The 12,326-nt window shown below is 51.7% G+C and carries 8 protein-coding genes; 1 reads left to right on the top strand and 7 read right to left on the bottom strand.

What is annotated here, in order from left to right; translation table 11 throughout:
* Positions 1-50 precede the first annotated feature (50 nt).
* From ACA056_RS14700 to ACA056_RS14675, 6 genes are read right to left on the bottom strand one after another with little or no spacing between them, the layout of a single operon-like run.
* On the bottom strand, positions 51-1,022 hold the full coding sequence (locus tag ACA056_RS14700; protein ID WP_497273539.1) for a tetratricopeptide repeat protein: 972 nt from the start codon (positions 1,020-1,022) through the stop codon (positions 51-53).
* Between the two features lie 5 nt (positions 1,023-1,027).
* The gene (locus tag ACA056_RS14695; protein ID WP_497265588.1) at positions 1,028-2,008 is read right to left on the bottom strand and encodes a tetratricopeptide repeat protein; all 981 of its coding nucleotides are present in this window, start codon (positions 2,006-2,008) and stop codon (positions 1,028-1,030) included.
* Positions 2,005-2,979, bottom strand: a complete 975-nt coding sequence (locus ACA056_RS14690) for a tetratricopeptide repeat protein (protein ID WP_497265586.1) — start codon at positions 2,977-2,979, stop codon at positions 2,005-2,007. The genes ACA056_RS14695 and ACA056_RS14690 overlap by 4 nt, the downstream gene beginning before the upstream one ends.
* A 20-nt stretch (positions 2,980-2,999) precedes the next feature.
* Positions 3,000-6,239, bottom strand: coding sequence for a hypothetical protein (locus ACA056_RS14685; RefSeq protein ID WP_497265584.1), 3,240 nt, complete (start codon positions 6,237-6,239; stop codon positions 3,000-3,002).
* Between the two features lie 36 nt (positions 6,240-6,275).
* The gene (locus ACA056_RS14680) at positions 6,276-7,139 is read right to left on the bottom strand and encodes a DUF4123 domain-containing protein (RefSeq protein ID WP_497265582.1); all 864 of its coding nucleotides are present in this window, start codon (positions 7,137-7,139) and stop codon (positions 6,276-6,278) included.
* Positions 7,130-9,184: a type VI secretion system Vgr family protein gene (locus ACA056_RS14675; protein ID WP_497265580.1), complete on the bottom strand. Its 2,055-nt coding sequence runs from the start codon at positions 9,182-9,184 to the stop codon at positions 7,130-7,132. Before ACA056_RS14675 ends, ACA056_RS14680 begins: the two co-directional genes overlap by 10 nt.
* Before the next feature lie 514 nt (positions 9,185-9,698).
* On the opposite strand from ACA056_RS14675, the gene ACA056_RS14670 reads away from it, so the two are divergent.
* Positions 9,699-10,010, top strand: coding sequence for a hypothetical protein (locus tag ACA056_RS14670; RefSeq protein ID WP_497265578.1), 312 nt, complete (start codon positions 9,699-9,701; stop codon positions 10,008-10,010).
* A 71-nt stretch (positions 10,011-10,081) separates the two neighbouring features.
* Here the strand turns inward: ACA056_RS14670 and ACA056_RS14665 are convergent, their stop codons facing one another.
* A complete protein-coding gene (locus tag ACA056_RS14665; RefSeq protein WP_497265576.1) occupies positions 10,082-12,313 on the bottom strand; it encodes a lipase family protein in 2,232 nt (743 codons plus the stop codon).
* Positions 12,314-12,326 lie beyond the last annotated feature (13 nt).

Here is a 12,326-nt window from a genome sequence, read left to right as displayed (position 1 = left end):
CCTACTTTTGCGGATTGGTAGCATGCTGGTCAGGCGACATCCAATTGGCCTTAGAGATTCAGCTTGTCAGGAAAGAATGACAGGGGGGCTTGAGTAGCCTTCCATTCTTTCGCAAACTCTTTAGCTTCTACTATCTGTTCAGATGTCATTTTTTCGGCAATTTTTTGGAGTTTACTTTCGGCCATCTCCCGCAGACCACCGCCGCCGTCTAGCTCCCCCAGCAAATATATAAGTGCATATCCTTTAATAATGTCGAATGGGAAGCCATACAGGTCCGGTTCGTGGGCAAGGTCTGATCCATAACCATAGACAGTGGATGCATAACCTGCTAAAGCCGCTTGTTCATTCCAATGCCGATAACCTTCAATGTCTCCTTTCTCAAACAAAATCGCTCCATATTCCATCATCGATCTTGGATTGCCACCTTCGGCAGATGCTTTAAACCATTTTTCAACCTCTTCTCCTCGCTTCCAAGGTAAGAAAAAGCCTTTTCCTTGTTTATAGATTACGCCCATCCAATATTGAGACAGTGCATGGCCAGCTATAGCTGATTTTTCAAGCCATGATTCATCTACGGTCAATTCGTACATAATATACATGGCCTCCGCGTCACCCTGAATCGCTTTCGGCAATGCTATTTTTTCAGCTTGATTTAACCACTCGACTGGCGTTTTTTGATTAGGCGGGCAGTTGTTTGAAAATGTGCAAAGATCCTTCACTATGCGCCCAAGTTGAATCATTGCGTATAGATCACCTTGGGCAGCGGACGCCTCGTACCATTTCCGAGCTTCAGGATTAATATAGTGATTTTTCCTCCTGAGCGATTCTGCCAGATAATACTGTGCTTCGTGATCGCCGGCTTCCGCGGCAACGGTCAGGAAAGGGGTAGCAGAAACAGCTTTGTATTGATTGTAAAGAGTTATCCCTTGTATTTTTGCTGCTTGCTGTTTCGAGGAAAGCTCGGCGGATGCTGGATGTGCAAACGCAATAATTAACAGTGCGGTAAATAGACTTTTCTTCATGAACGTTAACGGCTCAACTTTTCCGGGAAAAACGACAGTGGAGGATGGGTTGCCTTCCATGTCTCGGCAAGTTTTTTTGCCTCAATGATCTGTTCGGGAGTTATTTTTGAAGAGATTTTTTGCAGTTGGTCTTTTACGTCTGCTTGCATCCCTCCGCCGCCGTCCAGTTCTTTTAGAAGGTAAATTAGTGCGTAACCTTTTACAACGTCGAGAGGATATCCATATAAATCAGGCTCGTGAGCTAAATCCGAACCGTACTCAAATATTGTGGATGCATAACCGGTGAGGGCGGATTTTTCGTTCCATTGGCGGTAGCCCTCAATATCATTCTTTTCTCCAAGAAGTATTGCATACTCCCTCATCCCTTTTGGATATCCTCCTTCTGCAGATGCTTTAAACCATTTTTCAATAGAGTCTTGACGTTGCCAGGGGAGAAAAAAACCTTCCCCTTGTTTCTCCGTTATACCCATCCAATATTGTGCAATTGGGTGCCCAGCCTCTGCCGCTCTCTTCAGCCAATTTTTATCGACTGTGAGTTCGTACATTATATACATTGATTCTGCATCACCGTTTTCTGCTTTTGGCTTGGCGATGCTTTGCGCTTGTTTCAACCATTCAGTGGTCTTTTTTTGCTCAGTTGTACAGTTTTTTAATTTTTTGCGTAGATCGTCGTTATTCCGCCCTAATTGAATCATTGCGTACAGGTCTCCCTGTTCAGCAGCGGCCTCGTACCACTTCTGAGATTCAGGGTTCATGTAGTGATTTTTCTTTCTGAGACATTCCCCCAGGAAGTATTGTGCCTCGTGATCCCCACCCTCAGCGGCAACTGTCAGGAAAGGTGTAGCAGCAACAGTTTTGTACTGATTGTAGAGAGTTAGTCCTTGTTTTTTTGATACTGCTTGGTTCGCCGACAGCTCCGCGCTTGCATGGCTTGAAAATATTAATGCCAACAACAATCCAATTGCACTTGACTTTATTATGCTCATTGGCTCAGCTTGTCAGGAAAAAAAGAAACGGGAGGATGTGACTCTTTCCATGTTTTGGCTAGATTTTTGGCTTCAGTAATTTGCTCTGGTGTCATTTTGGCAGCGATAATTGGTAGTTTGTATTCGACATTAGTTTGCATGCCTCCACCACCATCTAACTCGCTCAATGAATATACAAGCGCATAACCTTTTACGATATTAAATGGAAAACCATATGTGTCGGGTTCATGGGCAAGATAGGACCCATAGCCATAAACGGTTTCCGCGTAGCCGATCAATGCCGCTTGTTCATTCCAATGCCGAAAACCTTCAATATCCCCTTTTTCGAATAGTATTGTTGCATATTCCATCATTGACTTTGGATAACCACGCTCGGCGGAGGCTTTAAACCACTTCTCAACTTCCTCTCCCCGTCTCCAAGGCAAGAAAAAGCCTTCTCCTTGCTTATAGCCAACCCCCATCCAGTATTGTGCTAAAGCATTCCCTGCGGATGCTGCTTTCTGAAGCCACTCATTATCCATTGTGAGTTCGTACATGATGTACATAGCTTCTGGATCACCTTTTTCAGCTTTAGCGCTTGCGAGACTTTTTGCTTTGTTCAACCACTCAATAGGTTCTTTTTGACCCGCAGGGCAGTCGTTCGAAATCTGGCAAAGTTCCTTCTCGCTCCTTCCAAGTTGAATCATGGCATACAAATCCCCTTGGCTGGCTGATGCCTCATACCATTTGCGTGCTTCAGGGTTCATGTAGTGATTTTTCTTTCTGAGCGCTTCACCCAGGAAATATTGTGCTTCATGATCACCCGCTTTAGCTGCAACAGTCAAAAAGGGGGTTGCTGAAATCGACTTCAACTGGTTGTAGAGTATGAGCCCTTGTTCTTTTGCAGCTTTTTCCTCCAAGGTTAGCTGCGCGACAGCATTACCTGAAATAGCCAACGACATGAAAACTGTAAGGAATACTCGAAGTGACATGATTTTTCCTCGTTGAATATTTATTGGGCGGGACCGACATAAGTTACTTTGCCTGCAGCTATGTAGGTGCGGCCGTAATACTGGCTATGTTGGCAGTACCCGTCATAGTTCGCGCCTAATAACTTTACATGGTTCTTGTAGCGAGCGCGCATTTCATCTCCCGACAAGACGGAAAGGCGAAGCACCGCTTCGTTCATAAAATTATCGAGGATAAGTCGATTGTTGCAATAGTCCTGACCTTCCGTTTCTGATTTTATGCCAAATTTATTCATGCGCATGCAGATTTCTTCAAATTGCATTTGAGCTTTATCAATAGAATTTTGTTTTTTTGCATTATTTACAATCCATCCCAGAAGACGTTCAATTGCTTGTTGCTGTAGGAGGTGCGCTTGGGGTTCGTCGTATTTACGTTCTGACTTTGATGCTTCACCCGAGGAGTCTGTGACGGTAACAATGAAATCATTAGGAGGGCTAGACAGTGTCATTAATAAAGGCCCCAGTGCTCCAGGGATTGCGTTAATGCACCATGATTCAAGTTCCGCTTGGTTCTCATAGAACATAATAGTGTCGGCGATCGGCCCACCTTTTCCAGAGGACGTTAAATACTCATAAAGGGACATAACGGTATCAATCCCAAGCAAATACACCATCCCAACATCAAACCCACAAACAGCCAAGGCATTCAGGTTCGACATCAAAGTAAATGCCTTATCATCAACCGCAATAAACGGGTTCTGCTTATTCTTATATAGCTCTCGACGGAACAAGTTGATCAACTCTGTCACTGCGTCGTAACCCACTTCGAACTTGAAAGCCCCACCCACACCGGGGCCGGCTACCAACGAAGCCTTCAGTACCAGAATCAACCGGCCGTCATACAACGAAATACTGGCTTCGCCCTTTGCTCCCAAGCCTGCGGCCACATTTAGTTCGGCGGTCAAACGAGCGAGGCTGAACCACTCGTTGGTCTTCATCGAGTCTTTGGACCCCGATGTGGGGGCCCGTTGCAGCATGGCGACTTCGGAAGGCGGGGCCCAGTTCAAGGCGCCGGTCACCATGATTCCCGATTGCAAACCGGCGAATAAATTGAAAGCGGCTTTGCCTCCGTTCTGCACTTGCAGCTTTGCCGGGGCTCCCTTGATTTGATCGCTGGTTTCGGTGTGGACGAAATCGCGTTTGTCTCCGGTCCGTACCACGGGTTCTGGCGGAGCCAAATGGAATCCCGCGTTGCCAACGTCCAGCGCTATCTCGGAGGAAAGCAGCAGCGAGGCGCCGGCATAGCCCCAGGCCTTGGCGCCGAGATACAACGAAAACCGGCCCAGATTGAGTGTTTGCTGGACGCTATTGCCGTCTAGATAGGTAAACGTGATTTCTTTGGCTTTGCTGCGTTCAGGCAGATCGACTTTAAACAGCTCGACTTCACCACGGGCGAGGTCGACGCCGAATGACGCTTTGGCCGAGGCTTTAAATCCTTCCGCTAGGCTAAAAGCGGGGCCTTCGACTTTTGTTGACCCGTGAATGATCTCAGTGGATGACGACGTCAGGCAGCGAACCAGTTGCGCTTGGGGGCTGATATCAAAAATGCGAAAGGTCTTGCGTACGTTGTCTTTGAACAACACCTGTTGCAGGCGTACTCCCCATTCCTTGCGGCTGCCGGCACTATCAAGGGCAGTGACTTTGTAATTCTTGGTTTGCAGAAAGGTGTAAAACTTTTCGATCTCGAACCAGCCTTCGGGGGAAAACCAGTCGCTTTCCTGGTCCTTGATCCGCAGAGCGCCTTCCTGTGCGAGCCATTGGCCGAACAAATTCAATTCACTGTCGGTGGCGGCTTTGCCAGTGCTGTTGCCTGGGCGCTTGGTCAAGTCTTTGACTTTGGCGCCGACCTTTTTCCAGTCGTTCTTGACGGTGGCTTGAAGTCTTGGAAGCGAATACATGCTCAGGTAAGTCAACGGTTTCTTGAGGTCATCCAGCATGCTCATTTCATGAAGCGGAAAACCATCCTTGACCAGCCGGTCCATCGGCTTGGCCTGGAACTGCTCGGGCTCCCATAACAGATGCCGACGAACAGGGGCGGTTTCCATGTTTTTCTCGGCTTGCAGTCGTAACTTTTCTTTATCTGTCTGCAGACGGTCCCATTCGGCGCGCTCGAGGGAAACAAGGTTGGCCGGCGCTTTGGCCTGCCGGCCGCTTGCTTCGATCCAGCCTTTATATTTTTTGCTAAGGCGTTCGTTGACCTCTGTCTGCTTTTTCTCAAGCGCCAGGTATTGCTTGAACAGGTCGACGCCACCTTCGACCGAAGCACCGCTCGCAGGAATCAGGGCGAATTCGGGTAAGGCGATTCCGTATTGAGCAACACTGGTAATGGATTCAAGGTAAGCAACATAGATCGCTTTTCTTTTTAAACGCTGTGCTTCCTGATCGCGCACGTACGTACAAAGAGGGAGTTGGTTATTCGCCCCGCAAGTCGCGACCTCGTCTAGTCGCTTTTTGTCTTCAGCCAGCAGCGGCGCGAGTTCAGCCGAGCCTAATGTGGCCAGGTCTTTTTCTTTGAGTAAGGTTTCTCGAGCTTTGAGGTATTTCTGAACGCCCTCGCGCGCTGCAAGGGCTTCAGGGGAGTACAGACTTCCACTTTCGTAGGCGTAACCCTTTTCTTTAGCGGCGACGATGGCGGTGCGCTTCAACTTTTGCCATTCAGCATGGACGCCGTGCACCCGCGTTGCGTCTTGTTGCGCTGCCATCCACTCGGTCTTTTTGATGTCATCTTGCTCAAGTCGGGTTAGAGTCGTCGAGGTAGCCGGAGCCAGTGGCGTTGCAGCCTTTCTCTGTTGCTGCGCCTCCAGCAACGTGGCATCCAGGTCACTGATGCTTGGGTATTGCGCTTCAATCTCGAGCATTCGCGCTTGCTCTTCGCCCGCGAGAAAGTTGCCCAATTTGGGTTCGAGGAAGTATTCAAGCAACCCTGTGCTGTAGAGGCCTTTTTTGCGTTCCTCGGCAGACTTGCTTGAACTTACTTTTTGTTCCAGATCGTTGGCCGCTTCTTTAAGCGCCGAAGTTGTGCGTTCCGGCAGTAGCCAGAACGATTCATTTTCGGTGTCGTAAATCGCGCTGCCGTAGGTTGTTGAACACGGCGTTTTTACTTTGTCATGAGAGCCTGGCGTTTCATCAGGTGCATTGGGCTGTTCACCGAGATCCCGTGGCGGCTTCGCACAGGTTTCTTCGGCTGTTGGTGCAGTAGGTACAGCGCTGGTATTGGATTCCATAAATGCTTCCATTCATTCGTTACGCGGACGGGTTCATCAGGCGGCGCTGGTAGCGAGTTGCTTCAGCTGTTCAACCTTGATGAACGACTCTTCCCTGGATTGCAGGATGGCCATGGCCTGGGGCTGTGTTTCGAGCAGCGGGCCATTGGCGATGTGGGCCAGTTTGAGCAAATGCCGGCCTTCGTAGATGTTTTCATTGACCAGCACATCAAGGTTTTTCGCGACATTGGGCAGCTCTTCGTCAGTCGGCTCGCCAAATGCGGCGTATTGTTCATCGACCCAATACACCCAACCCAATCGCTCTTGAACCTTTGGTGCATCGTCCGGGATGTTGAACGCTGAGACGTCACCCAGCCATTCGAGTTCCGAGACTGGACGCCAGCTCAACCAATTACCGTTGCCAGCACCGAAATGAGTCGGCGCAGGGGTGTAGACGTGATGCCACGGACCGAAGAGCTGGCGCGAGGTTTCGCCGGCGGTGTAGGCCAGTGCGGCCCACAGGCTTGGCTTGTGATAGCTCAGCAGGCTTTGTCCGCCGGAGCCGTCATTGGCGCGTAACAGCCAGCGCGCATGGGCTAATGCTTTGGCTGGGTCGTCAGTGGTCAGGGCGATGCCGGAAAAGTTTTCCTCGCAAAGCTTCGCGGCTTCGGCGGCCAGGCGGCTGCCCCATGGCGCGTTGAGCCACAAGGGGCCGTCAGCGGCGATCTCGGCGAAATCGGTGCCAATGAACAAGCCTTGGGAGTTCATCGGTTCGCCGACACGGTAGAGGCGGCTCATGGCCTCAGGCTGACGGGTGCGATCGATGATGAAGCACAGCGTGTGGCTCGATGGTTCTCTCGGCAGCTGCTCGAAAGAATGACGGGGTTCAGCGAGGAGGGCGTTCAACGCTTTTACATGCATGTGCAATCCTTACGGCTGCAGGCGCCGTTGCTTTGTTTGCCGCACAACGGAGTGATGCCGGACTCGTTCAAGCGTTTTGGCAGTGGTATCGGGACTTTGCCGGCCTTATCCGCATCCGCCACCTTCATCGGCCCCGGCAACAACGGCGCAGCAGGCGTCCCCGAACCTGGCCCACCCCCCGAGTTAACCTTCACCTGCGCACCACTGATGGTCACGCCCCCCGCGTCAATCTTCACAAAGCTCCCGCCAGCCTTGGCCGTCAGCTCCATGCCACCCTCAACCACAACCTTTTCCCCAGCGTTGTAGTGAATCTCCTGACCCGCCTCAACAAACTGCGCCGTCCCCACCTTTACATGCTGAGTCACGGCAACCGTCAGGTGATCATCAGCCCGCGTTTCAGTCTTGCGATCCAGATGGGTAATCCGATGTTCTTCAACCTTGAACTCACTGAAAACATTGGCCTCGACGGTGTCATGCCGCTCGTTGCCGATGCGAATCTTCTGGTCATGCTCAATGTTTTCATCCCAATCGCGCTGGGCATGCAGGTAGATCTGTTCCGCACCTTTTTTGTCTTCAATCCGAAACTCGTTGTAACCGTTGCCGCCCGGTGAGCTCAGGGTTTTGAAGGTGCTACGGGTCTTGTTCGCCGGCAGATCGTACGGGACGACGTTTTCCTTGTGGTACAGGCAGCCGGTGATCAGCGGTTGGTCGGGGTCGCCTTCCATAAACGACACCAGCACTTCCATGCCGATGCGCGGGATGGCGATGCCGCCGTAGGCACTGCCGGCCCAGCCGGTGGCGACGCGCAGCCAGCAGCTGGTGTTGTCGTCGGCCTGGCCTTCGCGGTCCCAGTGGAACTGGACTTTGACGCGACCGTATTCGTCGCAATGGATTTCTTCGCCCTTAGGGCCGGTGACGATAGCGGTCTGGCTGCCCAGGACTTTGGGTTTCGGGTGTTCGAGGGCAGGGCGGAAGTGCGCGTCCCACGGGGTGGCGAGGAAGCGGTTGCGGTAGCCCTGGTGGAAATCGTCTTTGTTCTGGGTGACGTCGCTGGTGACGTTTGCGCCGAGCACTTGCGGCTGTTTGCCTTCGTGCACCACTTCCAGCAGCAGCCAGAGGTCGTTCCACTCGGCGCGCGGGTGTTCGCTCAGGGCCATGAAGTGGCCGCTGACCAGGGTGGGCTCGTCGCTTTTGCCTTCGGCAAGTTTGTAATCGCTGCGTTGGCGTTCCAGGGCGCGGGTTGCCAGTTGCTTGCCGCGTTCGCGGTCGGTGAATCGGCCGGGGTAGTCGTAGTCTTCCAGGTCCGGGGCGAATTCGCTTTTGGCTGCGCCTTCGGGAAGGATGCGCGGTTTCTCGAAGTCATAATCGCGACGGCTGACGCGGGTGGTGCGGGTTTCCAGGCGCAGGTTGAAGCGCTTGATCACCGGTTTCTCGGCGGCCATGCCGGAGTCTTGCTGGTAGGCCACGGGCGCGAGTTTGCGGAACACCGTCTGGTCATCGCCGAACACCAGCTTGTGGCCGCTGGCACTGTGCTGGAAGTGGAAGTGAATGCCTTCTTCTTCGCACAGGCGCTGGATGAAATGCAGGTCGGATTCGTCGTACTGCACGCAGTAATCGCGCTCCGGGTAGATCGCGCCGAGCTGGAAGCTGTAGGCATCGGCCAGGATGCCGCGCGCTTCGAGGACCTGGGCGATGATCTTCGGCACACTTAAATGCTGGAAAATCTGCTGGTCATGGTTGTGGCGCAGGTAGGCGAGTTGCGGCACCAGGCTGATGCTGTAACGGGTCAGGCTTTTGCCGGAGTCGCCTTGCTCGATGCGGTACACCAGGCCGTGAATGATGCCTTTGCCGGTGGCGCCGAAGGTCAGGCAGCCGGGCTTGTGCAGCAACTCTTCGAGTTTCAGGTCGGGGCGCGCGCTGACCAGTTCAATGTCGAAGCAGAACGGCTGGTTGAGGGTTTCGCGACCGACGAAGCTGAGTACCTGAAGGTCAACGGAAACGCCTTCCAGCGTCAGGGAAATATGGGTTGCGTTCGCGTCCAGCATGCCTTTAATTCCGTCCTTTGAATAAGCTGGGGCGGATGGTGCAGGATTAAACTGCCTCATTCAAGGCGCAAATGCCGTGCTTGGGCATTGGGTAAATGCCTATTTACGAGCTTTTGGCCAACGGCACGGATGGTATAGCGATACCGTTAGGTTTGGTTTTGTCCGTCCTACATCTTTACTCGCTGTCGTAACAAATTCGAGTAAAGCTTCGTCCCGTTCCTACAGGCTCGGGTGCTTTATCGGCTTTCGCTGGTTGGTTTCCAGCGTTTACTCTTCGGCTTCGCTGCAAAATCAGCGATCAGGTTTGGTCACCTGAGAACAGTGCACATATGTGTGCCATGATTCGCCTTACGGACATCTATGTCCTCGTGGCGCATTTTCGTGGTGGCTGTGTGCAGGACGCCTTCGGGCGAGCTGAGTTACTGTTCTCGGTTGACCAAGCCTGTACACAGTTCGCCTCCCATCGTTTGGTCACGGTGCTGGCGGTTACTTCAAAACAGATGAGTAACTTAATATGCCAACGCTAAATGCATTTCCCGATCGCTATCGCTCAATCAAAAGCAGCGTTACCGACACAAATCCAATGGTCATCGACACCGAGGCCAATCCCCAGGACATTCTCGAAGCCGCTTTACAGCGTATCCGAGCCTCCAGCCAGTTGCTAGAAACGCTCCATTGCCAATGCTTCAAGCACGGTGATGTTCAAGATATTCCACACATTACTCACGCGCTTTATCTGCTGACGCAGGATGGGTGCGATTTGCTGCTGGTTGCGCAGCAGCAGATGATGGGGTGGAAGGCGCCGGTCGCCTCTCGTTCGGAATAACTCGGGTAGTTAGTGCAAACCAGCCCCCCAAACCTCGAGGTTTGAGGGGCAGGGGACCTCTAGTTATAGGGTCAGGCCATACTCACGGAAGTCGTCGGTGGAATCTGGGCTACCCGCACCGACGCTTGATTTTCCGTATGTGCGGCCCAGCGCTCGATATGAGTTTTAAGCTCTGGCAATTCACTGCAGTCACCATACACGTCGTTGATAGTAAGCATGGTGCTGCTCAAAAGCGTGAGGCGTTCCATTGTGAGTTCGATGGCTTCCAATTCTTTTTTATTATGTCTCACAGCCTGATTGATCGCTTTTTGACGATCCTGAAGATCAGACATCGTGGAGCGACGCTGCAATGCCGTTGCGCGTTCCTGCGGTCGGCCTTCGATCATACCTCCGGGAAATTCTGAATCAGCGCTACGCTGCCATTTCTGAAGTTCGGTACGGTAAGTTTCGACTTCGAGTTTCAGTCGATTCGATTCGCTCGTGCTGATGACGTAGCCACCAGTCGTTTGTGTTTCCTGCCACCGGCGAAGTGACGCCCAGCATGAAGGGATATAGCCATCAAGCATCTTGTGATCTGCGGCGCTGAATACCTGTGCCATGAATTGGCTGCGATCAGGCATGTCATTATTTTTCATCTGAGCAACACAGCGAGCCATAGCGGCTTCTTCATATCCTTCACAACCGGGTTTCCACAACACAGACGATACAATCTGACCCGGTAGCTGCAACGGCATGAAGTGACGTTGTTCACCATGGTGCCAATATGGTTTCCCGCCGAACCGAGCCATGCCAGCCGCGAATACCAAACCGCCAGCAACCGGCGTCAAGACGCCTGATACCGTTGCAGCGAGACCTGTGATCCAGATTGGTTTTTTTGTGTCCATCCATCCTGCAGGCACACTCGGAACCGGGTCGTTATGGTTAACGATTCGGTGATGAATCAAGGCTTTGGCGCTGTCGACGAAATCGGCATCGCCGGCACGTGGAGAGCCGAAAGTGTAAAGAATGACGTCATCTGTGATGTTCTGGCGAAGCCATTCGGCCAGCAGCAATGCAATTGCACCGCCCAGGCTATGGCCGCAGACAAGAATTTTTTGGTCTCGCCGAAAACGGCGAACGTAGTCCGATATGAATGGGCGAAGCGCCATGAATGCTTCATAAAAACCTTGGTGCGCTTTCCCCGTCCCACCTTCAATCGGCACTTGCTGAGCATCAGCATCTCTCCAACCGTCCCATCCTTCGGCTGTTCCCCTGACTCCTATAAGTAGCACTCGATCATCGTGTGTGGCGTAGGCTTGGGTATCGGTATTAGTCCAGTCAGTTGTCCCTTGTCGTGCATCATTGAAAAAATGCACCGAGGACGGTGTTTCCAGTTTTTCACCTGACGAAGAAGCGTTTTGTGAATAACGCTCCGGGTCGAAGGGGACTATTTCCAATCGTTTTGAATAAGGTACGTCCTCAACCAGTGGGAAAGCCGGTTTTTTGGAGTCCGCATAACGTACAGGTTCTTCGTAACATGCAAGGCATGTATTCAACACATGGCCAACAGTTCCGGTCTTAGGGTATGAAAATGCAAAGTCTTTATTGGTAGTCTCAGCTTTTTCCAGCGTTTCGGGGACTTGACCGAAAGCGCCGTAGCTCAGTGTCGCCAATAGTGATAACTGATAAAGGTTTAGAGCACTGAATTCAGGCGCTAACGACAGCAGTGGTCGGAATGCGCGTAGTGCACGAACTTCAAGAACGTAGTGCTTTTCTGGAAGCAGTCCTACACCAAAGGTTGGCACCTTATCACCCGCGAAATCACGAGCCAGTTTTGCGCAACCAGGTGGCACAGGGTTGGACAATTTTGCTGGTGTTGGTAAGTGTTTGTTGAACTCAACAAGTTCACGAACTTCTACGTTGTGAAATTCGCCCTTTTCTGCTGATGCTCGGTATGCACCCGTTTTGCTAGTGCTGCCAATAGGGCGACGTAAAGTTTGTTCGGCAGCTACTTGTAGTTCTGTCAACGGAATATCATAGCTTTCACGTTGCATCAGATAAGTATAGAAGTCATCAGCGCCGTTATATGGTTTTGTTAACGTAAGTATCGCAGGCCCAACATAATTCCCTTCTACTCGCGCGAAACCTTCACCATCCAGTACTCCGGATTTTTTTTCGCCTTCAGTATCACTTAGCTCATAAGCAAGCCCTGCATAAGGCTTACCCTCACCAAATTCATCTACAAGGCGAAAGCTGATCCATTTGCCGCGCAATGGGCAGGATCGGCGTTGATCATTCAAGGATGAAGCTTGTGAGTTGTCCATTAACTAAATCCTT

The organism is Pseudomonas sp. LBUM1666 (genome assembly GCF_059695775.1).
Note: the sequence above shows the minus strand (reverse complement) of the source record. Positions and strands in the feature narration are given on the sequence as shown.